This window comes from Pantoea sp. EA-12 (assembly GCF_030053355.1).
Lineage (GTDB): Bacteria > Pseudomonadota > Gammaproteobacteria > Enterobacterales > Enterobacteriaceae > Pantoea > Pantoea vagans_C.
Map to the genome: position 1 here is coordinate 15,314 of NZ_JASGBY010000014.1, position 24,181 is coordinate 39,494.

22 protein-coding genes, 1 tRNA gene and 1 riboswitch are annotated in these 24,181 nt (G+C 55.9%); of the genes, 18 read left to right on the forward strand and 5 right to left on the reverse strand.

What is annotated here, in order from left to right:
• Positions 1 to 12: 12 nt before the first annotated feature.
• From QMZ30_RS19180 to QMZ30_RS19195, 4 genes are all read right to left on the reverse strand, one after another.
• Positions 13 to 1,074 (reverse strand): ABC transporter ATP-binding protein, encoded by a 1,062-nt coding sequence (locus QMZ30_RS19180; RefSeq protein WP_283228606.1) that lies wholly within the window; start codon positions 1,072 to 1,074, stop codon positions 13 to 15.
• Positions 1,071 to 2,066 (reverse strand): ABC transporter ATP-binding protein, encoded by a 996-nt coding sequence (locus QMZ30_RS19185; RefSeq protein ID WP_283228607.1) that lies wholly within the window; start codon positions 2,064 to 2,066, stop codon positions 1,071 to 1,073. The genes QMZ30_RS19180 and QMZ30_RS19185 overlap by 4 nt, the downstream gene beginning before the upstream one ends.
• Complete coding sequence (locus QMZ30_RS19190; protein WP_283228608.1) at positions 2,063 to 2,785, reverse strand: FadR/GntR family transcriptional regulator; 723 nt, start codon at positions 2,783 to 2,785, stop codon at positions 2,063 to 2,065. Before QMZ30_RS19190 ends, QMZ30_RS19185 begins: the two co-directional genes overlap by 4 nt.
• 219 nt (positions 2,786 to 3,004) lie before the next feature.
• A complete protein-coding gene (locus QMZ30_RS19195) occupies positions 3,005 to 3,142 on the reverse strand; it encodes a hypothetical protein (RefSeq protein ID WP_283228609.1) in 138 nt (45 codons plus the stop codon).
• Between the two features lie 49 nt (positions 3,143 to 3,191).
• A riboswitch (guanidine-I (ykkC/yxkD leader) is annotated at positions 3,192 to 3,286 on the forward strand.
• A 63-nt stretch (positions 3,287 to 3,349) separates the two neighbouring features.
• Here QMZ30_RS19195 and QMZ30_RS19200 point away from each other — a divergent pair.
• The 7 genes from QMZ30_RS19200 to QMZ30_RS19230 all read left to right on the forward strand — a co-directional run bounded on the left by QMZ30_RS19200 (position 3,350) and on the right by QMZ30_RS19230 (position 11,526).
• Positions 3,350 to 4,408, forward strand: coding sequence for a putative urea ABC transporter substrate-binding protein (locus QMZ30_RS19200; RefSeq protein WP_283228610.1), 1,059 nt, complete (start codon positions 3,350 to 3,352; stop codon positions 4,406 to 4,408).
• A gap of 14 nt (positions 4,409 to 4,422) precedes the next feature.
• Positions 4,423 to 5,235 (forward strand): ABC transporter permease, encoded by an 813-nt coding sequence (locus tag QMZ30_RS19205; RefSeq protein ID WP_283228611.1) that lies wholly within the window; start codon positions 4,423 to 4,425, stop codon positions 5,233 to 5,235.
• A 14-nt stretch (positions 5,236 to 5,249) separates the two neighbouring features.
• A complete protein-coding gene (locus QMZ30_RS19210) occupies positions 5,250 to 6,011 on the forward strand; it encodes an ABC transporter ATP-binding protein (protein WP_283228612.1) in 762 nt (253 codons plus the stop codon).
• Between the two features lie 11 nt (positions 6,012 to 6,022).
• On the forward strand, positions 6,023 to 6,730 hold the full coding sequence (locus tag QMZ30_RS19215; protein WP_283228613.1) for an urea amidolyase associated protein UAAP1: 708 nt from the start codon (positions 6,023 to 6,025) through the stop codon (positions 6,728 to 6,730).
• Positions 6,730 to 7,365, forward strand: coding sequence for an urea amidolyase associated protein UAAP2 (locus tag QMZ30_RS19220; protein WP_058972837.1), 636 nt, complete (start codon positions 6,730 to 6,732; stop codon positions 7,363 to 7,365). The genes QMZ30_RS19215 and QMZ30_RS19220 overlap by 1 nt, the downstream gene beginning before the upstream one ends.
• An 80-nt stretch (positions 7,366 to 7,445) precedes the next feature.
• Positions 7,446 to 11,045, forward strand: a complete 3,600-nt coding sequence (gene uca / locus QMZ30_RS19225; RefSeq protein ID WP_283228614.1) for an urea carboxylase — start codon at positions 7,446 to 7,448, stop codon at positions 11,043 to 11,045.
• Between the two features lie 184 nt (positions 11,046 to 11,229).
• Positions 11,230 to 11,526 carry an HTH-type transcriptional regulator gene (locus QMZ30_RS19230; protein ID WP_058972838.1) on the forward strand — a complete coding sequence of 99 codons (297 nt, stop codon included), beginning with the start codon at positions 11,230 to 11,232 and terminating at the stop codon, positions 11,524 to 11,526.
• Positions 11,527 to 11,570: 44 nt separating this feature from the next.
• Here QMZ30_RS19230 and QMZ30_RS19235 read toward each other — a convergent pair whose 3' ends face one another.
• The gene (locus QMZ30_RS19235; RefSeq protein ID WP_283228615.1) at positions 11,571 to 12,164 is read right to left on the reverse strand and encodes an HD domain-containing protein; all 594 of its coding nucleotides are present in this window, start codon (positions 12,162 to 12,164) and stop codon (positions 11,571 to 11,573) included.
• A 61-nt stretch (positions 12,165 to 12,225) separates the two neighbouring features.
• On the opposite strand from QMZ30_RS19235, the gene QMZ30_RS19240 reads away from it, so the two are divergent.
• The 11 genes from QMZ30_RS19240 to bcsQ all read left to right on the forward strand — a co-directional run bounded on the left by QMZ30_RS19240 (position 12,226) and on the right by bcsQ (position 24,155).
• A complete protein-coding gene (locus QMZ30_RS19240; protein WP_039335005.1) occupies positions 12,226 to 12,690 on the forward strand; it encodes a MarR family winged helix-turn-helix transcriptional regulator in 465 nt (154 codons plus the stop codon).
• Positions 12,691 to 12,787: 97 nt separating this feature from the next.
• Positions 12,788 to 13,216: an organic hydroperoxide resistance protein gene (locus QMZ30_RS19245; protein WP_039335004.1), complete on the forward strand. Its 429-nt coding sequence runs from the start codon at positions 12,788 to 12,790 to the stop codon at positions 13,214 to 13,216.
• Positions 13,217 to 13,462: 246 nt separating this feature from the next.
• Complete coding sequence (gene eptB / locus QMZ30_RS19250; RefSeq protein WP_283228616.1) at positions 13,463 to 15,154, forward strand: kdo(2)-lipid A phosphoethanolamine 7''-transferase; 1,692 nt, start codon at positions 13,463 to 13,465, stop codon at positions 15,152 to 15,154.
• Between the two features lie 125 nt (positions 15,155 to 15,279).
• A tRNA-Pro gene (locus QMZ30_RS19255) sits at positions 15,280 to 15,356 on the forward strand.
• Between the two features lie 932 nt (positions 15,357 to 16,288).
• The gene (dppA, locus tag QMZ30_RS19260) at positions 16,289 to 17,899 is read left to right on the forward strand and encodes a dipeptide ABC transporter periplasmic-binding protein DppA (protein WP_039335000.1); all 1,611 of its coding nucleotides are present in this window, start codon (positions 16,289 to 16,291) and stop codon (positions 17,897 to 17,899) included.
• A gap of 322 nt (positions 17,900 to 18,221) precedes the next feature.
• A complete protein-coding gene (dppB, locus tag QMZ30_RS19265; protein ID WP_039334996.1) occupies positions 18,222 to 19,241 on the forward strand; it encodes a dipeptide ABC transporter permease DppB in 1,020 nt (339 codons plus the stop codon).
• Between the two features lie 9 nt (positions 19,242 to 19,250).
• The gene (gene dppC / locus QMZ30_RS19270; protein WP_283228617.1) at positions 19,251 to 20,153 is read left to right on the forward strand and encodes a dipeptide ABC transporter permease DppC; all 903 of its coding nucleotides are present in this window, start codon (positions 19,251 to 19,253) and stop codon (positions 20,151 to 20,153) included.
• A gap of 12 nt (positions 20,154 to 20,165) precedes the next feature.
• Positions 20,166 to 21,152: a dipeptide ABC transporter ATP-binding protein gene (gene dppD, locus QMZ30_RS19275; RefSeq protein WP_058972842.1), complete on the forward strand. Its 987-nt coding sequence runs from the start codon at positions 20,166 to 20,168 to the stop codon at positions 21,150 to 21,152.
• A complete protein-coding gene (dppF, locus tag QMZ30_RS19280) occupies positions 21,142 to 22,152 on the forward strand; it encodes a dipeptide ABC transporter ATP-binding subunit DppF (RefSeq protein ID WP_058972843.1) in 1,011 nt (336 codons plus the stop codon). The genes dppD and dppF overlap by 11 nt, the downstream gene beginning before the upstream one ends.
• Before the next feature lie 474 nt (positions 22,153 to 22,626).
• On the forward strand, positions 22,627 to 23,364 hold the full coding sequence (gene bcsO / locus QMZ30_RS19285) for a cellulose biosynthesis protein BcsO (protein WP_283228618.1): 738 nt from the start codon (positions 22,627 to 22,629) through the stop codon (positions 23,362 to 23,364).
• A complete protein-coding gene (gene bcsQ / locus QMZ30_RS19290) occupies positions 23,355 to 24,155 on the forward strand; it encodes a cellulose biosynthesis protein BcsQ (RefSeq protein ID WP_039329151.1) in 801 nt (266 codons plus the stop codon). The genes bcsO and bcsQ overlap by 10 nt, the downstream gene beginning before the upstream one ends.
• Positions 24,156 to 24,181: the final 26 nt, after the last annotated feature.

Here is a 24,181-nt window from a genome sequence, read left to right on the forward strand (position 1 = left end):
ATCTCCAGAGGGTTAAGCTTGTTGTTTGACGGCCTGCTCAAACAGCGCGCGGCGTCGTAAAAAGGCAGCGGAGGGCGGTGCGATGGTGATGACGCTGCGATCGCGGTTAATCTCCTGCCAGCGATGACAGGCAATCTGGCGTCCACCGCTCAACACCTGATTGATCGGTTCAAACTGACGGCAATCCGAGGTGGCCCAAGGGCAGCGGGTGTGAAAGCGGCAGCCGGACGGTGGATTGGCCGGATTGGGCAGATCGCCCTGCAGCATCGGAATCTGACGGCTGGCCCCCGGCTGCATCTGCGGGGCAGAGGCGATCAGCGCCTGAGTGTAAGGGTGCAGCGGGGCATCAAAAATCTCTTCCACGCTGGCGACTTCCACGATCTGCCCGAGGTACATCACCGCCACGCGATCGCTCATATGGCGGATCACCGCCAGACCGTGGGCGACGATGATCATCGTCAGGCCAAACTGCTGTTTCAGGCTCTCCAGCAGGTTTACGACCTGTGCTTGCACAGAAACATCCAGCGCAGAAACCGGCTCATCGCCCAGCAGCAGTTTGGGCTGAGAGGCGAGTGCGCGGGCAATGCCGATACGCTGACGCTGACCGCCGGAGAACTCGTGCGGATAGCGCTCAGCCCAGGCGGCGGGCAAACCCACGGTGCGCAGCAACTCGGCCACGCGCGCGTGACGATCTTCGCGGCTCAGCCTTTCATGTAGCCACAGCGGTTCGCCGACAATCTGCTGCACCGTCATGCGTGGATTCAGTGAGGCGAAAGGGTCCTGAAAGATGATTTGTAGCTCGCGGCGCAGTTGGTTCAGGCGCGCACCGCTGGCATCGGTAATGCTTTCGCCCTGATACAACACTTCGCCCGCACTGGCCGCCAGCAGGCGCAACAGCAAGCGGCCCAGCGTCGATTTACCGGAGCCGGATTCACCGACAATCGCCAGCGTTTCGCCCGGCATCACCTGTAACGACACGCGGTCCACTGCCGTGACACCGCGGTTGCGTTGAAACAGGCGGGTGGGCCCAGCGAAGGTTTTGCTTAAATCACGGCACTCTAAAATCGGGTTCATGCGATCTCTCCCAGCGCAACGTACTGTTCCAGCGGAGCGCGGAAACACGCCACCTGATGATCGGGGGCCAGCGCCCGCAGCGCCGGGCGATTGTGCTGGCAGCGCGTTTCGGCAAACGGGCAGCGGTTGGCGAAGCGGCAACCTGCTGGCATGTTTTCCGGCAGCGGCACCTGGCCGGGAATGGTCGCCAGCGCGCCGTTACGGCCGCTCAGGCTGGGAATCGATCCCATCAGGCCAATGGTGTAAGGGTGCTGTGGGTCGTTGAAAATTTCCTCTACGCTGCCGCTTTCCACCACCTGCCCGGCGTACATCACCGCGACATGCTGGGCGACTTCGGCGACCACGCCCAGGTCATGGGTGATCATTAGCACGGCGGTGCCGGTTTCCTGCTTCAGGGTATTCAGCAGCGCCAGAATTTGCGCCTGAATGGTGACGTCCAGCGCGGTGGTCGGCTCATCGGCAATCAGCAGTTTCGGCTGGTTAATCAGCGCCATGGCGATCATCACGCGTTGACGCATGCCGCCAGAGAGCTGATGCGGATAGGCTTTGAGGCGCATCTCCGGTGCGGGGATCTGCACTTTTTGCAGGATGCTAAGCGCGGCTTCCCACGCGGTGCGGCGGTTGACGTTACGGTGGCGCATCACCGCTTCACTGAGCTGGTCGCCGAGGGTAAAGGCGGGATTGAGCGAGGTCATCGGCTCCTGGAAAATCATCGCCAGCTGATTGCCTCGCAAATCGGCATAGTCGCTGGCGCTGAGATCGCGCAGGTCGCGCCCATCAAACGTCATTTCGCCTTGCTCTATCTCGGCGCTGTTGGGCTGTAACCCCATCAGCGTTAATGAGGTGATGCTTTTGCCGCAGCCCGATTCACCGACCAGTGCCAGGGTTTCACCGGCATGCAGCGTCAGGGAAATATCATCCAGCACCGTGACGGGAGAACCGCGAAATTTCACGCGCAGATTGCGTACCGCTAAAACCGGGTGACCGCTCATGGCGACTCCTCTTGGTGAGAGTAAAGCGCTTCCAGCAGCGCCTGTTGTAGCGCCAGCAAATGCTCACGCATCGCGGCGGCGGCTTCATGCGGCTGGCGCTGCGCAATGTGATTGACCAGGCGCTGATGGTGGTTGTCGTAGTTATCGAGGCGCGCAGGGGTGCGTGCCTGCACGCGCAGGTGCTGCCAGCCGGGGTCGCGGCGCACCGCATCTACCGCATCAAACAGGCCCAGCATCAGGCGGTTACCGGCCGCTTCCGCGATGGCGCGATGAAAGGCGCTGTCCCACAGCTCGTGCTGATCGCCATCTTCTGGCGCAGTGATACCGTGCATGCGCTCCAGCAGACGCTGCATCAGGGCAATTTGCTCTTTGCTGGCGCGCAGGGCGGCAAGCCTTGCCAGCCCCGGCTCCAGCTGTAAACGCGCTTCCATCACCTCCAGCAGATTGGACTGCTGTGGCAGATCGTGCAGCGCCAGAGGTTGTACTGGTGCTGCCGGGCCCACAAAGGTGCCTTTACCCTGTTTACGCCAGATGCGCCCTTCTTCTTCCAGCACATCCAACGCGCGGCGGATTTCGCGACGACCGACGTTAAAGCGTTCCGCCAATTCACGTTCCGTCGGCAGGGCACGATCCGGTTGTTGCTCGTGTTGCTGGATCAGTTGACGCAATTGCTCCAGGGCAGAACTGGAGTTTCGGGCGCTCTCTGACGAATGATTCATGATTGGTTCGCCTGTTTAAACATCAGAAAAAGATCGGTATTCCGGCTTATCCAGCAGTTTTATTGATGAAACGCTGAGCAATGGGCTTTCTCAGCTTAGGCAAGAAGTGAACCAATGTTGGATTGGTTCGGCTGTGGCGGTGCGATGAAATGAATAACCCTTTGAACAGTCAGTAAAAGTTTTTTTAGTGCCAGTGAGAATTTGCGAGCCACATCAAATTCAGGCAAGCGCTGCTTGCGACATGTTGGTGCGCTGCTGCTGCATCGCTGTGCAGTGAACGGTCATCATCCGCCGGTGCATTTGATAATTTTGTTGTTTTTCAACGAGATAAATATTGGCACTTTTTTTGAATGTCATTAATCAGATGCAGGAGCGATAGCGGGCAACCGACGTCGCCAGACAATTTGCAATGGGTCACTAGGGTTCCGATCGAAAGATGCTGGTCCGAGAGTGACCGACCGTCCTCTGACGGTTACACGGCGGGATAAAAGCCCGGGAGGAAAGCGAGATCGTTGCTCGCCGCCTCCTGCTTTATTTCAGCCCGTTAACGTCAGAGGAATCCTCATGATCAAAGCCTGCCTTCGCCTGCTGTTGCTTTGCACTGCCGTGCTGTTTAGCGTCAACACGCTGGCCGCCGACAAACCCTCCTTCAAGATTTGCTGGTCCATTTACGCCGGATGGATGCCATGGGACTTTGCCCAACAAAGCGGCATCGTCAAAAAATGGGCCGATAAATACGGCATTGATATCCAGTTTGTTCAGGTTAACGACTATATCGAATCGGTGAACCAGTACACCGCCGGTGGCTTTGACGGCTGCACCATGACCAACATGGATGCGCTGACCATTCCGGCCACCGGTGGCGTGGACAGTACCGCGCTGATCGTCGGCGACTACTCCAACGGCAATGATGGCATCCTGCTGAAAGGTAAAGGCAATATCGCCTCGCTTAAAGGCAAGCCGATCAATCTGGTGGAACTCTCGGTGTCCCACTATCTGCTGGCGCGTGCGCTGGAGAAATCCGGCATGAGCGAGAAGGATGTCAAAGTGGTTAATACCGCTGATGCCGATCTGGTGGCCGCGTTTGGCACTCAGGATGTGCACTCCATCGTGACCTGGAACCCGCTGCTGGCCGAAGCGGAAAAGCAGCCGGACAGTCACTTAGTCTTCTCCTCTGCTCAGATCCCGGGCGAAATCCTCGATTTGCTGGTGGTGAACACCGCAACCCTGAAAAAGTATCCGCAGCTCGGCAAAGCCCTGACCGGTGCCTGGTATGAAACGCTGAAAACCATGTCGGGCCAGAGCGACAGCGCGAAAGCAGCGCGCACCCAGATGGCGCAGGCATCAGGCACCGATCTGGCCGGTTTTGACCAGCAACTGGCGGCAACACACCTGTTCAGCGATGCCAAAACCACCCTCGATTTCGTCGATAGCCCGCAGCTCAAAGCCACCATGCAGATGGTCGCCGAGTTCTCTTTCAAACACGGTTTGCTGGGTGAAGGTGCACCGAGTGCTGATGTGGTGGGGGTCGAAACGCCAGCCGGTAACTGGGGTGATGCCAATAACCTGAAACTGCGCTTCACCGATGAATACACCAAACTGGCGGCCGCTGGGCAGCTGTAAGCGAGGCGAAGCCGATGCGTAAATTGATCAACTACCAACCGCTGCCGCTCGGCCGCCTGCTGCTTGGCATCCTGCCGCTGCTGGCGCTGCTGCTGGTCTATCTGTTCGCGTCGGATGCGCGTCTCAGCCTGAACGCCGCAGACAAACTGTTGCCGGGATTTAATGCCATGGGCGAGGCGATTAGCCGCATGGCGTTTGAACCCAGCCCGCGCACCGGTGAATACCTGCTGTGGACCGATACTGTCGCCAGCCTGGGGCGCCTGCTCAGTGGCGTCGTGATCAGCGCACTGCTGGCGCTGGCGCTGGGCCTGTTCACCGGGGCATTGCCGGTGGTGCGTGCGGTACTGGCACCACTGGTGACGGTGGTGGCGCTGGTGCCACCGCTGGCAATTCTGCCGATTTTGTTTATCTGTTTCGGCTTAGGCGAAGTGTCAAAGGTAGTGCTGATTGTGATTGGCATCACTCCGCTGATTGCGCGTGATTTGCAGCTACAGGTGCAGAAAATTCCGCGTGAACAGCTGGTGAAAGCGCAGACGCTGGGCGGCCACAGTGCCCAGGTGTTGTGGCGCGTGATCCTGCCGCAGCTGATGCCGCGCCTGTTTGATGCGGTGCGCCTGTCGCTGGCCTCTGCCTGGCTGTTCCTGATCGCTGCTGAAGCCATTGCGGCCACCGAAGGGCTGGGCTATCGCATCTTCCTGATGCGTCGCTATCTGGCGATGGATGTGATCCTGCCGTACGTGGCGTGGATTGCCCTGCTGGCCTTTATGCTCGACCTGCTACTGCGGCTGATTAGCCGTCGTTGCTGGCCGTGGTATCACGCGAAATAACCAAGGGGCGAGCGATGCCATTACTGCAACTGAAAAATCTGCAAAAGCACTACGGCGATCAAGTGGTGTTGGAACGACTCAATATCGACGTGGAGGAGGGCGAGTTTGTGGCGATTGTCGGTGCATCCGGCTGCGGCAAAACCACCTTTCTCAACATGTTGCTCGGCACCGAATCACCGACCAAAGGGCAACTGCTGCTGGATGGCGAACCGATTCCGGACGAACCGGATGCCCAGCGCGGCGTGGTGTTTCAGCGTTACTCGGTCTTTCCCCATCTGACGGTGCTGGGCAACGTGATGCTGGCGGAAGAGTTCAGCACCGCACGCTGGCTGGGGCGCGTGTGGGGGAAGAAACGCCTGGAGATTCGGCAACGGGCGCAGGCGATGCTGGCGCAGGTGGGGCTGGAACATGCGCAGAACAAATACCCACACCAGCTCTCTGGCGGCATGCAGCAGCGCCTGGCGCTGGCGCAGGCACTGATGAAACAGCCGCGCATCCTGTTGCTCGACGAGCCGTTTGGCGCACTCGATCCTGGCATTCGCAGCGAGATGCACCAGCTGATTACCCGCCTGTGGCAGGAGCACAACCTGACCATTTTTATGATCACCCATGACCTGAAAGAGGGCTTCAGCCTGGCTTCGCGCCTGCTGGTGTTCGACAAACTGCGTCATGACCCGCATGCGCCGGAAGCCTGGGGCGCCACTATCACTTATGACCTGCCACTCGACCGCGATCAGCCTACGGCTGGCTTGCCGTCTGAGCCGCAGGTGGCTTAAAGGAGAGAAGCATGAATGCTTATCAAACGCTGTTACCGGCGGGTTCGCACTGGTCACTGGTGATGCGCAGCGGTACCGCGCTGACGCTGACCGATATCGAAGGCGGTGCCAATGTCGGCCTGCTGTTTTATAACCCGGAAAATCTGCTGGAACGCTACAACGCGCCCGACACGCTGAAGTGCCAGCACACCTTCCGCCTGACGGCGGGGCACTGCCTCTACTCAGATATGGGGCGCATTTTCTGCGGTATCGAACAAGACAGTTTTGGCTGGCACGAAACGGTGTGTGGCACGCTGAATGCGCAGCAAACCGCCGCGCGCTTTGGCGTCAGTGATTATCAGGAAGCGCGCAATCTGCGCCATCAAAACGGATACGACAGCTTCCTCACAGAACTGGCGAAGTACGGTTTAGGTCAGCGAGATACGGCGGCCTGCCTCAACCTGTTTGCCCAGGTGCGCGCCGATGATAACGGCACGCTGAAACTGGAGAAACAGGGCGCGCCGGGTGCCTCCGTGCGTCTGCGCTTTGCCATGGACACCTTAGTGATCCTGCACACCTGCCCCCATCCATTGAGCGCGGCCAGCGACTATCCGCGCCAGCCGGTGCAGATCGAACTCGATGCCCAACGCGCGCCGCTGCCAGAGATTTGCCTGCAACGCGGTGAAAACCAGCGCGGCCTGCGCAATAACGCGCTGTATCAGCTGCAAGGAGAAGTGTGATGATCAATGAAAGTGTACTCAACCTCGCCGATGCGCAATTTCAGCAGCAGGTAAATGCCGGGGATTACTGGCTACAGCGCATTGAAGCGGGCCAGACGTTGCGGATTACCGATCTGGAAGGCAACCAGGCGGCCGATACCCTGTTTTTTAATGCCGATGATACCGCCGAGCGCTACAGCATGAGCGACACGCTGCGCGGGCAGAAGAATGTGTTCCTCAGCGCCGGTAGCGTGCTGCGTTCCAATGCCGATCGCCCGATGCTGACCATCACCGCCGATACCTGCGGACGCCACGATACGTTGGGAGGGGCCTGTTCCTGCGAAAGCAACACCGTGCGTTACGATCTGGAAAAACGGCATATGCACTCCTGCCGCGATAGCTGGATGCTGGCGGTGGCAGAGAATCCCGCATTTGGCCTGACGCGCCGCGACATCACCCACAACATCAACTTCTTTATGAATGTGCCGGTGACGCACGATGGTGGCTTGACCTTTGCCGATGGCATCTCGGCACCGGGCAAATATGTCGAGATGGTGGCGGAGATGAATATCCTGGTGCTTATCTCCAACTGCCCGCAGCTCAACAACCCCTGCAACGGTTACAACCCAACGCCCATTTTAGTCAGCGTGTGGTGATCCTTTGACGCAACGGGACGACCCGTTTTTTGCCGTCACGGTCCGCGCAGGACGACCTGCCGTAATAAGAGAGTTCACTCATGATTGATCGCGTATTGATTGCCAACCGTGGCGCGATTGCCGTGCGTATTATTCGTACCCTGCAAGCGATGAATATCCGTGCGATTGCGGTGTATGCCGAAGCCGATCGCCATGCCCGTCATGTACGTCTGGCGGACGAAGCCTGGTCGTTGGGCGACGGGCAGGTACGAGACACTTACCTTAACCAAGAAAAATTACTGGAGATTGCTGCGCAGAGCGGCGCGCAGGCAGTGCATCCAGGTTACGGATTTCTCAGTGAAAACCCGGAGTTTGTCACCCGCTGTGTCGCGGCTGGCGTGCAGTTTCTCGGCCCGAGCGCCGAGCAGATGGCGGCATTTGGCCTCAAGCATCGCGCGCGTGCATTAGCGCAGGAAAACCAGGTGCCGTTGCTGCCGGGCAGTGGCCTGCTCACCTCGCTGGCAGAGGCGCAAGTGATGGCCAATGAGATTGGCTTCCCGGTGATGCTGAAAAGTACCGCGGGCGGTGGCGGTATTGGCATGCAGCGCTGTGATGATGCATCACAGCTGGAAGCGGCTTTTACCCGTGTAAAACGCCTTGCTGGCAATAATTTCGCCGATGATGGCGTGTTTTTAGAGAAATTTATCGCGCGCGCTCGCCACATTGAAGTGCAGATCTTTGGTGATGGTGCGGGCAACGTGATTGCCCTGGGCGAGCGTGACTGCTCGGCGCAGCGCCGTAATCAGAAGGTGATGGAGGAGACGCCAGCACCGGGATTGAGCGATGCGGTGCGCGCCGAGTTACAGGCAACAGCGGTGCGGCTGGGGTGTGCGGTGAACTATCGTAGCGCGGGCACTGTGGAGTATGTCTACGACGATGCCAGCCAGCAGTTCTGGTTCCTTGAAGTGAATACCCGTTTGCAGGTTGAGCATGGCGTAACGGAAATGGTCTACGGCGTCGACTTAGTGCGCTGGATGGTGGAGCTGGCGCAACACACCTTGCCGCCACTTGCCTCTCTTCAACCCGAGGCGCACGGCCATGCCATTCAGGTGCGGCTTTACGCAGAAGATCCTGCTAAACAGTTCCAGCCGAGTGCCGGTTTACTCAGCCATGTGCAGTTCCCGACCGAAATCGATCAGGCCACGCTGCGTATCGACAGCAGTGTGGAGAGCGGGATGGAGGTGTCGCCCTTCTACGACCCGATGCTGGCAAAAGTGATTGTGCACGCCGCCGATCGCGATGAAGCGCTCAGTAGCCTGGCGCAGGCGCTGAATGCGACCGCGCTTTACGGTATCGAAACCAATTTGCTGTGGCTGCGCCATCTCTGCGCACTGCCGGAGGTGCAGCAGGGGCGCGTCATTACCGCCACGTTGGGCGGCGTCCAGTGGCAGCCCCCAACGCTGGACATTATCAGCGGAGGCACCTTAACCACGGTGCAAGATGCGCCGGGGCGTGTGGGCTACTGGCACGTTGGCGTGCCGCCTTCCGGTCCGTTCGACAGCAGATCATTTCAACTGGGCAACCGCCTGTTGGGGAATGATGCGCAGGCCGCCGGGCTGGAGATCACGCTGCATGGCCCAACCCTGCGCTTTAATCAGGCGTGCAGCTTTGTCCTCACCGGCGCGCCGATCGCCGCCGATTTGGATCATCAGCCGCTGGCGATGCACCAGATTATCCGTGCACAAGCGGGGCAAACCCTGACGCTCGGTGAGGTTAGTGCAGGCAGCCGCAGTTACCTGTTGCTGGCGGGCGGGCTGGATACGCCGCATTACTTGGGCAGCCGCAGTACGTTCACGCTGGGTAAATTTGGCGGGCATGCGGGACGCGCGCTGCGTGCCGGTGACGTGCTGCATCTGGCCTCGCCGCAGGTGTTGCCGGAAGCGACACTCCCGGCGTCCTTAGTACCCACGCTCAACGGCGAGTGGCAGCTGCGGGTGGTGTACGGTCCGCACGGTGCGCCGACCTTTTTCACCGATGAGGATATGGTGGAATTTTTTGCTGCGGAGTGGCAGGTGCACTATAACTCCAGCCGCACCGGTATTCGTCTGATCGGCCCCAAACCCACCTGGGCGCGTAGCGATGGTGGCGAAGCGGGTATGCATCCCTCCAACATCCACGACAACGCCTATGCGTTCGGCACCGTGGATTTCACCGGTGACATGCCGGTGATCCTCGGCCCCGATGGCCCTTCGCTGGGTGGCTTTGTCTGCCCGGCCACGGTTGTTGAAGCCGATCTGTGGAAGTTGGGTCAGCTGAAAGCCGGGGATCGTGTGCGCTTTCTGCCGATCGATCTGACTACCGCCGATCGTCTGGCGCAGGCGCAACGTGAAGAGATCATCAAACTGCAATCAGCACCGCTTACCGTGAATGCTGCACTGCCCCTGATTGATCCGGTGTTGCACCATCATGCGGCATCGAATGGGCGTCCATCGCTCAGTGTACGAGCAGCGGGCGACCGTTTCCTGCTGGTGGAATATGGCGATCTGATGCTGGATATCGCGCTGCGTTTTCGCGTGCACGCGCTGATGCAGTGGCTGGAAGCGCATCCGCTGGCGGGTCAGCAAGAGTTAACCCCCGGCATCCGTTCACTGCAGGTGCATTACGATGCGCAGGTCTGCGCAAGAAGTGAGCTGTTGGCGCAAATATTGCACGCTGATCAGCAACTGGGCGACTTGTCTGATGCGGCCGTACCGTCACGCACGGTGTGGTTGCCACTCAGCTGGGACGATGCCGCTTGCCGTGAAGCCATCACCCGTTATGACCAGTCGGTGCGCCCCAATGCGCCGTGGTGCCCCAGTAATATCGAATTTATCCGTCGCATCAATGGCCTTGAGAGTGTTGATGCGGTGAAAGAGATTGTGTTCAGTGCCGCATATTTAGTGATGGGGCTGGGCGATGTCTATCTCGGTGCGCCGGTGGCGACGCCGCTTGATCCGCGCCATCGTTTGGTCACCACCAAGTACAATCCTGCTCGCACCTGGACAGCGGAAAACTCGGTGGGCATTGGCGGTGCATACCTGTGCGTGTACGGCATGGAAGGGCCGGGGGGCTACCAGTTTGTTGGCCGCACTATGCAGATGTGGAACCGCGATCGACAGACCGCAGCCTTTACCCAGCCGTGGTTGCTGCGCTTCTTTGATCAAATCCGATTTTATCCGGTCAGCGCCGAGGAGTTACTGACGATCCGCGAACGCTTCCCGTGGGGGGATTACCCGCTGCGCGTGGAGGAGGGTGAATTCCGCCTCGCAGATTATCAGGCGATGCTGACGGAACAGGCCGCTGAGATTGATCACTTCCAGCAGCAGCGTCAGCAGGCATTCGACAGCGAACTGGCGCGCTGGCGTGCGGAAGGTCAGTTTACCTTTGACAGTCAGTTGCAGGAACAGAGTTCAGAAGAGATCGCGGTGCCTGCGGGTTGTCGCCCGGTAGAGAGCCAGGTGGCGGGTAGCGTGTGGCAATGGTTGGTTGACGAAGGCAGTGACATTAAAGCGGGGGCCACGGTAGGCATTCTCGAATCGATGAAGATGGAAATCCCGATCCTGGCGCCGGTGAGTGGAAAAATCCATACGCTGTATCGCCAAGCCGGGCAGCAAGTGCAGGCGGGTCAGTTACTTATGGTGATCGATCCCGCTGTGACATAAGTAAGAATAAAAAATAATCAGCAATCAGGCAGCAAAGCCGGGGATCTGACCCATACTAAGAGTCCCGGCTATTTGTTGCATCGTTTTGACATCTTTCGCAGTGTGCAACACGTCGGTTTCAGCGCCAGCTGGCGCTTACCTCTCTACTTTCACGTGCTTCATAGTGAGTTTTAAGGAGTTCTCTATGGAAATAAAAGATCCAATGGTCGAGTTGCTTAGTAGCCTTGAGCAGATTGTTTTGACACGTGACGCGCAGCACGCCGTATCAGAAATCTCCCTCAATGAAGTATCAGTTCCCGAGCCACAGCGTTTACGCGAAATGACCGGCATGCAGGTGGATGAATTCGCCCGCGTGATGGGGGTGAGCGTTTCGTCAGTAAAAAGCTGGGAGGCGCAACGTACGCGCCCATCCGCTACGGCACGTAAATTGATGAAGTTGTTGCAAGCAAACCCGTATCTGGGGCGACAACTGCTAGATTAAGATCGATTATCGGTTCTCTGACCCGCCTGCACGGCGGGTTTTTTTCAGCTTAATCCACCGTATTTCGCCGCCTGTTTCACAAACCAACTCTCCGGCACGCTGTGTGGCGGTTGCGCCAGCTGTCCGATTCCGTGCTGAATAATCTGCTCGGCCTGCTTCCACAGTTGTTTATCGCCTTCATTTAATAGCTGAATTTGAATCTGTTTTTCCACCAGATAGATGCGGGCAAAGTGGGGATCAAACTGTACGATGGCGCGGGTGTTATCGATGATGTCCGCCAGCTTGATGGTTTGCGCGTCGGGTGAGGCTTCCGCGGTATGACGAAAGTGCGCCAGTTTACGAGCGGCACGATTTTTCGCGCTGGGTTGGGCGCTGTCTGTCAGCATATCGACCAGCTTTGCCACGCGCGGGCCAAAGTGACTTTCGATGTCCTGTAAGGTGCTGGGGGTGTCTTCTACCGTGTCATGCAGCCAGGCGGCGGCAATCATCTGTTCATCATCGGTGACGCTGCGCACCAGTTCGGCTACTGCGGCTGGGTGCACAATATAGGGTTCATCGGTGTATTTGCGACGCTGTCCCGCAGCAGCATGTGCTTGCGTGGCATAACGGCGCGCTTGCTCTTCCAGTGAATCACGCATCTTTCACGCTCCGGAATAAAGTTGCTTGCAATTGTCTAGCGCGCTATCTATATTGAATCGCATGAACAGTAAACAAGATGACAAAAAAGTGAAGCAGATGCCACTCCAGGTTGATCAACACCTCTGTTTTGCCCTGTATTCGGCGAATCTCGCGATGCATAAAGTCTACCGTCAACTGTTGGCCGGGCTGGAGATAACTTATCCGCAATATCTGGTGATGCTGGTGTTGTGGAATCAGGATGACGTGACGGTATCGGAGATTGGCGAGCAGCTGTTCCTCGATTCCGCCACGCTGACGCCGTTGCTGAAACGTCTGGAGGCCGCCGGATTATTGCGCCGCCAGCGTTCGCGCCAGGATGAGCGTCAGGTGGTGGTGACATTAACCGATGAAGGGCGTGCGCTGCGTGAGAAAGCGCAAACCATTCCCGAAGCGGTGCAGTGCGCCACAGCCTGTGACAACGAAGCCATGACGGCGCTGAAAAACCAGTTGGATGATTTGCGCGACAATCTGAATCGCGCCAGATAAAAAGGGTGGATGCCGCTGCGGCGGCATTCCGGATATCAAGGTAAAAACTGCGCATTGATATATAGTGCGCGATTATATAGCGAATAGTGAGGTTATCATGTCTTTAGATAAAGTTGTTTATACCGCAAAAGCCAAAGCCACCGGTGGTCGTGATGGACGTGCGACATCTTCTGATAACGTGCTGGATGTGAAGCTGGGCGTGCCAAAAGAGATGGGCGGTGCAGGCGGCGAAGTGACCAACCCAGAGCAGCTGTTTGCGGCGGGTTACTCAGCCTGTTTCCTCGGTGCGATGAAGTTTGTCGCTGGCCGTGACAAGATCGCCATGCCAAAAGACGCGTGGATTGAGGGTGAAGTGGGTATTGGCCCAATCCCAACCGGCTTTGGTATCGAAGCCAAACTGAACATTCACCTGCCAGCGATGGATGCAGCAGAAGCGCAGAAGCTGGTGGATGCGGCGCACATTGTTTGTCCGTATTCCAATGCGACACGCGGCAATATTGATGTGACGTTGAACATTATTAACTGATGTTGTTTAAGGCCCCGCAAGGGGCTTTTTTCACCTTTAATGGGATCGAAATACAATTCGCTGGTCTAACCATTGGTTAAATGTTCTACTGCTGCGCTGCATGCGCCCTCAATGCCGTTCCGGTTCAGATTCGTCCCGTTCCTGCTCGTTGCTTGCGCTTTTCTCTCTCACGGACGAACTCTATTGACTTTAAATAGTCACATTTAAGGTTGGTTTATTGACACCGGGTCAGGAATTGAAAAATAGATGAATTATATTAAGAGTTTAACGCAGCAAAAGCTATCGCTGCTGCTTGCGTTGTATCTCGGCATCTTGTTGAATTTGCCGATTTTTTATCGCCGTTTTGACGGCTTCTTAACGAAATCCACCCTTACTGATTGGCTGTCTGCTGGGGCAGAAGTGCTGGCCGCGGTGTTACTGACTTTCTTCCTGATGCGGTTGTTGTCGCTCGGTGGAAAGTGGGCCTATCGCATTCTCGCCACATTATGCGTAGTCATTTCGGTCGCGGCTGCCTATTACATGACCTTCTTTAACGTGGTGATCGGCTACGGGATTGTCGCGTCGGTGATGACCACCGATGTCGATCTTTCTAAAGAAGTGATTGGCCTGCATTTTGTGGTGTGGATGGTGCTGGTGAGCGCCCTGCCACTGCTGTTGATCTGGCGTAATAATCTGAGCCAGACGCTGTTTGAGCAGTTGAAAACACCAGGTCAGCGTTTGAAACCGACTCTGGTGTTGCTGCTGAGCGTGGCACTGGTGTGGCTGCCGATTCGTTATTTCGACAAGCTGCAAAAAGTGAATGAAGAGATCACCAATATTGATTTGCCGAGCTACGGCGGTGTGGTGGCGCACTCGTATCTGCCTTCTAACTGGATTGCGGCGTTAGGTCTGTTTGCCTGGACCAAGGTCGATGAGGAGATGGATGGCGCGGAGTTGCTGGACCCGGCGAAAAAGTTTACTTACGTTGCGCCAGCCGGGCTTGATGATACCTATGTGGTGTTTGTGATTGGCGAGACCACGCGCTGGGATCATATGGGCCTGTTGGGTTATGACCGCGATACCACGCCGAAGCTGTCGAAAGAGAAGAATTTGGTGGCGTTCCGTGGTGAGTCTTGCGATACCGCAACCAAGCTGTCATTGCGTTGTATGTTTGTGCGCGAAGGCGGCACCATGGATAACCCAGGGCGCACGCTGAAAGAGCAGAATGTGTTTGCGGTGATGAAGGAGTTGGGCTTCACATCCGAGCTGTTCGCGATGCAGAGCGAAGTGTGGTTTTACGATAACGCCGATGTGAATAATTTCTCGTTCCGCGAGCAAATTGGTTCAGAGAAGCGTAATCAGGGTAAAGCCGTCGATGACATGTTGTTGGTGCCGGAGTTGCAGGCTTCACTGGAACGTTTCCCGAAAGGTAAGCATTTGGTGGTGTTGCATACCAAGGGTTCACATTATCTTTATTCACAGCGTTATCCGCGTAGTTTTGCCCGTTATCAGCCCGAGTGTATGGGCGTGGATGAGACCTGCAGTAAAGCGCAGTTGATTAACGCTTATGACAATTCGATTCTGTATGTCGATACCATGTTGGATAGCGTGCTCGATCAGTTGCGTGATAAGAAAGCCATCGTGTTTTATGCCTCCGATCACGGTGAGTCGATCAGCGAGAATATGCATTTGCACGGCACACCGCGTGAGATGGCACCGCCAGAGCAGTTCCGCGTGCCGATGATGGTGTGGGCTTCGGATAAGTATTTGGCTGACCCGACCAATCGCAGTAACTTCGATCGTTTACAGGCACAGCAGCGCGTGGGTAAGACCCATCGTCATGTGGAGTTGTTTGATACGATTTTAGGCTGTCTGGGCTACAGTTCGCCGGATGGCGGAATTAACCCAGCGAATAACTGGTGTCAGGCGCCTGCCGCGACGCCAGCTAAAACGCTGTAAGGTTGGCTGTGAACCCATTGAGCGGTGGGGTTTTTTGCCCCACTGCTTGCTTTTCAGGCGATCGGCCGGAAAAAATGGAAAAGGGATTGACGCTCTAAAGTGGGAGCAGTAATATTCGCCCCCATCGGCGAGTAGCGCAGCTTGGTAGCGCAACTGGTTTGGGACCAGTGGGTCGGAGGTTCGAATCCTCTCTCGCCGACCATATTTAAGAAACCTGCTTGTAAAAGCGGGTTTTTTTTCGCCTGTTGTTTGCTAAAAACGTGCCTGTCAGGATGAAATACGGGGCCACTCCGTAAAGACGCTGTCTCGTCCCTGATCGCTCGGCACACGCCATCCCTGGCGTGTGACGCTTTACTCCGGACCCCGCATTCCCTCCTTTGCTCAACTCCGCAGCGTTGTGTTGGGCAGCGATACAATAGCTTGGTGCGATGGGAAGGGGGCTCGAGGAGCAAAGCGTCCGCCGCATGGATGCGGCGGTAGAGGCTACAGGGATGTATTTACGCCGTCTTTGCGATCGAGCCTCCTTCTCTGAGCTGAAAACGAAACTAAAAGCAATAAAGGCTACTTATTACCCCTTCCACTTCACAAAACTCAAAAAACCACCATTATCCCAACTTTACGTTCTCAAGCCCTTATCCAATCGACCCTGCTCCCTTAATTCGCGACACATTCTTCTTATGACCGCTTTTTGCTTTTTGCTGATTTCTTATGCCATTAACCCAGCATATTTCGCTGCCTGAACGTCATAACGCACGGGGAATCGTTCAGATAATCGACATTTACCAACAAGTTTTGTGTGTTTTTTAGCGGTGATAATCACTGTCATTTGACTACATCGCCAGATAATCACGCGGCATTGCGCGCTTTATCACCTTTTTTAATTTTGGCTCAGCGCGAGAAGGCTGTTTTTTATCGTTGCTTGCACTTACTCACACTCTGTGTAAATAACCCCACCTTGTATTGACCTTCTTTGCAACTGTTGACAAATTGATGCGTCAATAACATGCAGAGTAGGGCGATCCTGACGGCGTTTTTCTGTCAGAGAAAATAAACCACTCGCATGCTGCCCGAACCGCATAAAAAAATTCAGAGGTCGGGCGACGCACACAACATCACATCACAATGGAGCAAAACATGATCAACTCCCTGGCTAAATCCAGGATGCTGAAGGTCGGTCTTAGCCTGATTGCTATGACTGTTGCCGCGGGTGTCCAGGCGAAAACCCTCGTTTACTGTTCAGAAGGTTCGCCGGAAGGCTTCAACCCACAGCTCTTCACATCGGGTACCACTTACGATGCCAGCTCCGTACCGATCTACAACCGCCTGGTTGAGTTCAAAACCGGTACCACTGAGCTGCAGCCGGGCCTGGCAGAAAAATGGGACGTCAGCGCGGACGGTAAAACTTATACCTTCCACCTGCGTAAAGGCGTGAAGTGGCAAACCACCAAAGACTTCAAGCCAACCCGTGAATTCAACGCCGATGACGTCGTGTTCTCCTTCGAGCGCCAGCTCGACAAAAACAACAAATATCACGGTGTTTCTGGCGGCAGCTACGAATACTTCGAAGGCATGGACATGCCTAAGCTGATCGCCAAAATCGACAAAGTTGACGACTACACCGTACGCTTCACCCTGACCCGTCCTGAAGCGCCGTTCATTGCTGACCTTGGCATGGACTTCGCCTCAATCCTGTCTAAAGAGTATGCGGACAACATGCTCAAAGCCGGCACGCCAGAAAAACTGGACCTCAACCCAGTGGGCACCGGTCCGTTCGTGCTGCAGCAATACCAGAAAGACTCGCGCATTCTCTACAAAGCGAACCCAGACTTCTGGGGCACCAAGCCGAAGATTGATCGTCTGGTCTTCTCCATCACCCCGGATGCGTCTGTGCGTTACGCCAAACTGCAGAAAGGTGAGTGCCAGGTCATGCCGTATCCAAACCCGGCTGACATCGCCAGCATGAAAAAAGATGACAAAATCAACCTGATGGAACAGCCTGGTCTGAACGTCGGTTACCTGTCATTCAACACCGAGAAAAAACCGCTGGATAACGTCAAAGTGCGTCAGGCACTGACCATGGCGGTTAACAAACAAGCCATCATCGATGCGGTTTATCAGGGCGCTGGCCAGGCCGCGAAAAACCTGATCCCACCGACCATGTGGGGCTACAACGATGCTGTTAAAGACTACGCTTACGATCCTGCTAAAGCCAAAGAGCTGCTGAAAGAAGCAGGCATGCCAGATGGCTTCTCCATCGACCTGTGGGCGATGCCGGTACAGCGTCCTTACAACCCGAACGCGCGCCGTATGGCAGAAATGGTTCAGGCTGACTGGGCGAAAATTGGCGTCAAAGCCAAAATCGTCACCTTCGAGTGGGGCGAGTACCTGAAGCGCGCTAAAGCCGGTGAACACCAGACCGTCATGATGGGCTGGACCGGTGATAATGGGGACCCAGATAACTTCTTCGCCACCCTGTTCAGCTGTGCAGCGGCGAAAGACGGTTCTAACTACTCTCGCTGGTGCTACAAGCCGTTTGAAGACCTGATTCAGCCAGCACGTGCTGAAGCCGATCACAACAAACGTATTGAACTGTACAAGCAGGCTCAGGTTGTCATGCATGACCAGGCGCCAGCGCTGATCATTGCTCACTCAACCGTTTATGAGCCAGTGAGTAAGAAAGTGACCGGTTATGTGGTTGATCCATTAGGCAAACATCACTTCGAAAACGTCGATATCCAGGAATAACCTTTCGGATTATCGCGGGTAGGGCCAGCGCTGCTGGCCCTCGGGCGGCCCCTTCGTCGCCCGAACTCCGCACTTTTTTTCCGGCTAAATTAATGCATACCCTAAATAATTCACTCTGCAGCAAGGCGGCGAATTGGTGAATCCTCAGGAGCTTACTCAAGTAAGTGACTGGGGTGAGCGAATGAAGCCAACGCAGTTGCAGCGTGAAGTATGACGGGTATTTGAAGCGCTTCTTGCGTCGCGTCCGGCTATGCCGGCTGCGTGTTGTGAGCAATGTAGACCCTGGCGGCAACGCCACGGGAAAAGACTGAGAACCCGGCTTATGCTGCAATTCATACTCCGACGTCTGGGCCTTGTCATCCCAACGTTTATCGGTATTACCTTACTGACCTTTGCGTTTGTCCATTTGATCCCCGGTGACCCGGTGCTGATCATGGCGGGCGAGCGCGGCATCTCCCCCGAACGTCATGCCCAACTGATGGCCCAGTTTGGTCTCGACCAGCCGATGTGGAAACAGTACATCACCTACATTAATGGTGTGCTGCATGGCGATCTCGGTATCTCGCTGAAAAGCCGCATTCCAGTCTGGGATGAATTCGTTCCTCGTTTTAAAGCCACGCTGGAACTCGGTATCTGCGCCATGATCTTTGCCGTGGCCGTAGGGATTCCGGTGGGGGTTCTGGCGGCGGTGAAGCGCGGTTCCGTGTTCGATCACACTGCGGTCGGCATCTCCCTGACCGGCTACTCAATGCCGATTTTCTGGTGGGGCATCATGCTGATCATGCTGGTGTCGGTTCAATGGAACCTCACGCCGGTCTCTGGGCGTGTCAGTGACACCATCTTCCTTGATGACAGCCATCCTCTGACCGGATTCATGCTTATTGATACTCTGATCTGGGGCGAGCCGGGTGACTTCAAAGATGCGGTGATGCACATGATTCTGCCGGCCATCGTACTCGGCACCATTCCGCTGGCGGTGATTGTGCGTATGACGCGATCTTCGATGCTGGAAGTGCTGGGTGAAGACTACATCCGCACCGCGCGTGCTAAAGGCTTAACGCGCATGCGCGTCATTGTGGTACACGCACTGCGTAACGCCATGCTGCCGGTGGTCACTGTTATCGGTTTGCAGGTCGGCACCTTATTGGCCGGTGCGATTCTGACAGAAACCATCTTCTCGTGGCCGGGACTGGGTCGCTGGCTGATTGAAGCGCTGCAACGCCGTGACTATCCGGTGGTGCAAGGCGGCGTGCTGCTGGTGGCGATTCTGATTATTGTGGTCAACCTGCTGGTTGATCTGCTGTACGGCGTGGTCAATCCGCGCATTCGACATAAGAAATAAGGGGGAATCATGTCTACTGTTGATCCCGCAAGCGTGACCGCTGCACCCAAGCCGATGACCCCCATTCAGGAATTCTGGCACTACTTCAAACGTAACAAAGGCGCGGTGATTGGCCTGGTTTACATCATTCTGATGCTGCTGATCGCGCTGTTCGCCAATGTGCTGGCGCCGCACGCGCCTGCCGAACAGTTCCGCGATGCGCTGCTGCACCCGCCGGTGTGGCAGGATGGCGGTAGCTGGAAATTTATTCTGGGTACCGATGACGTTGGCCGCGATGTCCTTTCGCGTCTGATGTTCGGTGCGCGCTTGTCTCTGCTGGTGGGGTGCCTGGTTGTCGTGCTGTCACTGGTGCTCGGGGTGATATTTGGCCTGATGGCCGGTTACCTCGGCGGAGTGGTGGATGCCGTGATCATGCGTCTGGTCGACATCATGCTGGCGCTGCCAAGCTTGCTGTTGGCATTGGTGCTGGTGGCGATTTTCGGCCCGTCGATTGTCAACGCCTCGCTGGCGATCACTTTCGTCGCCTTGCCGCACTATATCCGTCTGACCCGTGCTGCGGTGCTGGTGGAAGTCAACCGCGACTACGTCACCGCCTCTAGCGTGGCGGGGGCCGGTACTCTGCGCCAGATGTTCGTCAATATTCTGCCTAACTGCCTGGCACCGCTGATCGTGCAGGCGTCATTAGGTTTCTCCAATGCCATCCTCGATATGGCGGCGTTGGGCTTTCTCGGAATGGGGGCGCAGCCGCCAACACCAGAGTGGGGCACCATGCTCTCCGACGTGTTGCAGTATGCGCAAAGTGCCTGGTGGGTGGTGACGTTCCCTGGTGTCGTCATCCTGCTCACTGTACTGGCATTCAACCTCATGGGCGATGGTCTGCGTGACGCACTCGACCCGAAACTCAAGCAGTAAAGAGGCACCGAGATGGCATTATTAAATGTAGAAAAATTATCGGTGCATTTCGGCGACGAAAAAACACCGTTCCGCGCCGTAGACCGCATCAGCTACCAGGTTGAACAAGGCCAGGTGGTAGGGATTGTCGGTGAATCTGGCTCGGGTAAATCTGTCAGTTCACTGGCGATCATGGGGCTGATTGATTACCCCGGCCGTGTGATGGCCGAAAAGCTGGAGTTTAACCAGCGTGACCTGCAACGCATCTCCGAAAAAGAGCGCCGCCAGCTGGTGGGCGCTGAAGTGGCGATGATCTTCCAGGACCCGATGACCAGCCTTAACCCGTGCTACAGCGTCGGTTTCCAGATTATGGAAGCGCTGAAAGTGCATCAGGGTGGCAGCAAAAGCACCCGTCGTCAGCGTGCCATCGACCTGCTGGAGCAGGTGGGCATTCCCGACCCGGCTTCGCGACTGGATGTCTATCCGCACCAGCTCTCGGGCGGTATGAGCCAGCGTGTCATGATCGCCATGGCGATTGCCTGCAAACCGAAGCTGTTGATTGCAGATGAGCCGACCACCGCGCTGGACGTCACCATTCAGGCACAGATCATCGAACTGCTGCTGGATTTGCAGAAGCAAGAAAACATGGCGTTGATCCTGATTACCCACGATCTGGCGCTGGTGGCGGAAGCCGCGCAGCACATCATCGTGATGTATGCAGGTCAGGTGGTGGAAAGCGGTAAAGCGGTGGATATCTTCAAAGCGCCGCGTCATCCGTACACCCAGGCGCTGCTGCGTGCGCTGCCGGAGTTTGCCGCGGATAAAGCGCGTCTGGCTTCGTTGCCAGGTGTGGTGCCGGGCAAATATGACCGCCCAACCGGCTGTCTGCTCAACCCACGCTGTCCGTACGTGACCGACCGCTGCCGTCGTGAAGAACCTGAACTGCGCGACATTCCTGGCCGCCAGTCTAAATGCCATTTCCCACTGGATGATGCCGGGAGACCGACTTATGAGTCTTAATAACACTGAGCAGGATTACCTGCTGCAGGCGATTGACCTGAAAAAACACTACCCGGTGAAGAAAGGGCTGTTTGGCCAGGAGCGCCTGGTCAAAGCGCTGGATGGCGTCTCGTTTAACCTTGAGCGTGGTAAAACGCTGGCGGTGGTGGGGGAGTCCGGCTGTGGTAAATCCACGCTGGGTCGCCTGTTAACCATGATTGAAACGCCAACCGAAGGGCAGCTCTATTGGCACGGTCAGGATTTGCTGAAGCACGATCCGCAGGCGCAGAAGCTGCGTCGCCAGAAAATTCAGATCATCTTCCAGAACCCGTATGGCTCGCTGAATCCGCGCAAAAAAATCAGCCAGATTCTGGAAGAGCCGCTGGTGATCAACACCTCGCTGAGCAAAGCGGAACGCCGGGAAAAAACCCTGGAGATGATGGCGAAGGTCGGTCTGAAAACCGAACACTATGACCGTTACCCGCATATGTTCTCCGGTGGGCAGCGTCAGCGTATCGCCATTGCGCGTGGTTTGATGCTCGACCCAGACGTACTGATTGCCGATGAACCTGTCTCGGCGCTGGATGTCTCGGTGCGTGCGCAGGTGCTCAATCTGATGATGGATTTGCAGCAGGATTTGGGTTTGTCGTATGTGTTCATTTCTCACGACCTGTCCGTGGTTGAACACATTGCCGACGAAGTGATGGTGATGTATTTAGGCCGCTGCGTTGAAAAAGGCAGCAAAGAGGCGATCTTTAACAATCCTCGCCATCCTTATACCCAGGCATTGCTGTCTGCCACGCCGCGACTCAATCCAGATGAGCGTCGTGAGCGCATCAAACTTACCGGTGAGTTGCCCAGCCCGCTCAATCCACCGCCGGGCTGTGCATTTAACGCGCGCTGCCGCCGTCGTTTTGGCAGCTGTGTACAATTGCAGCCCAAGCTAAAACAGTATGGCGAACAGCAAATCGCCTGCTTTGCGGTTGATCAGGATGAGAATCAGCCGGTGGGCGTTCCGTAAATTACCGCCAAAAATAGCTAAAGGCTCCCTCGGGAGCCTTTCTTTTTTGCTGGTTTATACTTCAGTAAAATTAACGGCTGAGTGCGGAGAAAAAAAAGAGGTCTGAAATGTATTACGCCAGTGAATCAGTAATAAATTGGTCCTGGTTACGATATAAATCGTTAAGGCAAATTCTGAATAATGTCAGGATTGTGTGAGTGTTATCACACAGGTGTAAAATCCGTAACTTGAACCACTTTGAAGGTTTTTCAGTAGGTTAGGTTAATGTTAACCCCGTTATTATTTCAGTTAATCGATATTAATTAATCTCCGGCCATAAATAACAGCATGCTATTTGCATATGTAGAATTTCAATCATTAAGATAAAACTCTTTTATTGAATATGTTGTTTTAATAATCAGATTTCTCTCACCGTCTTTTAATGTGTGTGTTATATTCCAGGAAAATTCCCTCCCGTTTTTACAGGCTCTGATCATGAAGAATTACGACGATCTGCAGCGTTTCAAAGAAAAAACGCACACGCTTGATATCGCTTTTAAGGATATGTCTGGGCAATCGCAGGACGCGGATCACAGCCAATGGGCCATTATTCGCCAGCTGGCGACGGATAATGAGCCGGAATTAGGCAGCGGTCAGCGCATTGACCTGCCGCAACCCCAACCGATCCGTGGCGATGAGTTTGACGCACCTGCACAGCCTGCACCTCTGCAGGCACCAATAGCTGCCGCTGGCAGCACCACACGTGGATCGATTCTCGACAGCCTGGCCGCGACTGCGCCGGTAGAATCCGTGCCCGCTGCACCGTCGAGCGGTGTTTCTTCACTCTTCCCGCCAGCCCCAGCGGCGAAACCCGCACCTTCAGCGATCGCGCAAGCGCCTAAAGCGACCGTGGTTGAGCGCCAGGCGACCACTTCGCTGTTTCCGCCGCCGCCGCCGAAACCGGTTGCTGAACCTGTCGCAGCACCTGCGCCCATCGTGGCAGCACCCGCACCGATTGCGGCCACACCAGCGCCCGCCCCACACACTGTGGTTAGCGCTGGTCCGGTTGCGACACCTGTACCATCACCGACTTTTGCCGCACCGGTACAGCCGGCTGCTGCTGCACCGTCTCGCTTTGGTGCGCTGTTCCGTTCACGCCCCGCGGAACCTGCTAATATTTCTAAAGAAACACTATTAAAACCGTTACTGGAGAAAATCGCGCTATGCCGTTAGTTTGTGTGTGCTCGCCTAAAGGGGGAGTAGGGAAAACCACCATGGCGGCCAATCTTGCATGGAGTCTGGCGCGCGCCGGCAGCAAGGTGTTGGCAATCGATTTCGATGTCCAGAACGCTTTGCGTCTGCATTTTGGTGTACCGCTGCACGACGGCCGTGGTTTTGTTGCCCGCTCTGAAGAGCAGGCCGACTGGAGCCAGTCCATTCTCACCACCGGCGGTAATATTTTTGTCATGCCGTATGGTGACGTTACTGAAGATCAGCGTGAGCGTTTCGAAGAAAACCTGGTTAAAGATCCGCATTTCCTGAAACGCGGCCTGGATACCGTGCTGAATTATCCGGGACTGGTGATTATTGCTGATTTTCCTCCAGGTCCAGGTCCGGCGCTTAAAGCCATGACCGCACTTGCCGATATGCATTTAGTGGTGATGCTCGCAGATACCGCTTCCGTCTCACTTCTTCCGCAAATAGAAAATGACCGCATGATAGGTCAGCCACTGAATAATAAACGTGGTCATTATTTTGTGCTTAACCAGAGCGACAACCGCCGCAATATTAGCCGTGAAGTCACCGGCTTTATGCAGCAGCGTCTGGGTGAGAACTTATTGGGTGTGGTGCACCGCGATGAAAGCGTCGCGGAAGCCAATGCTTCACAACAGTCGGTGTTTGATTTCAGCCCTGCCTCTGCGGCCGCGTTTGATATCGAACTGGTGGCCAAACGTGTGGCAAATATCCTGAATATTACCGTGGGTAACGGTGAAGTTCAGGCGCCCATTCGCAGTCATTATTAAATAAGCCAGGCTGTTGCCTGGCGCAA

Bases quoted from the DNA above. Each gene is read 5' to 3' on its own strand.
- dppF (WP_058972843.1), top strand. From the start codon at position 21,142: ATGAGTCTTAATAACACTGAGCAGGATTACCTGCTGCAGGCGATTGAC.
- QMZ30_RS19205 (WP_283228611.1), top strand. From the start codon at position 4,423: ATGCGTAAATTGATCAACTACCAACCGCTGCCGCTCGGCCGCCTGCTG.
- QMZ30_RS19240 (WP_039335005.1), top strand. From the start codon at position 12,226: ATGAACAGTAAACAAGATGACAAAAAAGTGAAGCAGATGCCACTCCAG.
- QMZ30_RS19185 (WP_283228607.1), bottom strand. From the start codon at position 2,066: ATGAGCGGTCACCCGGTTTTAGCGGTACGCAATCTGCGCGTGAAATTT.
- QMZ30_RS19190 (WP_283228608.1), bottom strand. From the start codon at position 2,785: ATGAATCATTCGTCAGAGAGCGCCCGAAACTCCAGTTCTGCCCTGGAG.
- dppD (WP_058972842.1), top strand. From the start codon at position 20,166: ATGGCATTATTAAATGTAGAAAAATTATCGGTGCATTTCGGCGACGAA.
- uca (WP_283228614.1), top strand. From the start codon at position 7,446: ATGATTGATCGCGTATTGATTGCCAACCGTGGCGCGATTGCCGTGCGT.
- QMZ30_RS19230 (WP_058972838.1), top strand. From the start codon at position 11,230: ATGGAAATAAAAGATCCAATGGTCGAGTTGCTTAGTAGCCTTGAGCAG.
- QMZ30_RS19220 (WP_058972837.1), top strand. From the start codon at position 6,730: ATGATCAATGAAAGTGTACTCAACCTCGCCGATGCGCAATTTCAGCAG.
- dppC (WP_283228617.1), top strand. From the start codon at position 19,251: ATGTCTACTGTTGATCCCGCAAGCGTGACCGCTGCACCCAAGCCGATG.
- bcsQ (WP_039329151.1), top strand. From the start codon at position 23,355: ATGCCGTTAGTTTGTGTGTGCTCGCCTAAAGGGGGAGTAGGGAAAACC.
- QMZ30_RS19180 (WP_283228606.1), bottom strand. From the start codon at position 1,074: ATGAACCCGATTTTAGAGTGCCGTGATTTAAGCAAAACCTTCGCTGGG.
- QMZ30_RS19235 (WP_283228615.1), bottom strand. From the start codon at position 12,164: ATGCGTGATTCACTGGAAGAGCAAGCGCGCCGTTATGCCACGCAAGCA.
- QMZ30_RS19200 (WP_283228610.1), top strand. From the start codon at position 3,350: ATGATCAAAGCCTGCCTTCGCCTGCTGTTGCTTTGCACTGCCGTGCTG.
- dppA (WP_039335000.1), top strand. From the start codon at position 16,289: ATGATCAACTCCCTGGCTAAATCCAGGATGCTGAAGGTCGGTCTTAGC.
- QMZ30_RS19195 (WP_283228609.1), bottom strand. From the start codon at position 3,142: ATGACATTCAAAAAAAGTGCCAATATTTATCTCGTTGAAAAACAACAA.
- bcsO (WP_283228618.1), top strand. From the start codon at position 22,627: ATGAAGAATTACGACGATCTGCAGCGTTTCAAAGAAAAAACGCACACG.
- eptB (WP_283228616.1), top strand. From the start codon at position 13,463: ATGAATTATATTAAGAGTTTAACGCAGCAAAAGCTATCGCTGCTGCTT.
- dppB (WP_039334996.1), top strand. From the start codon at position 18,222: ATGCTGCAATTCATACTCCGACGTCTGGGCCTTGTCATCCCAACGTTT.
- QMZ30_RS19210 (WP_283228612.1), top strand. From the start codon at position 5,250: ATGCCATTACTGCAACTGAAAAATCTGCAAAAGCACTACGGCGATCAA.
- QMZ30_RS19215 (WP_283228613.1), top strand. From the start codon at position 6,023: ATGAATGCTTATCAAACGCTGTTACCGGCGGGTTCGCACTGGTCACTG.
- QMZ30_RS19245 (WP_039335004.1), top strand. From the start codon at position 12,788: ATGTCTTTAGATAAAGTTGTTTATACCGCAAAAGCCAAAGCCACCGGT.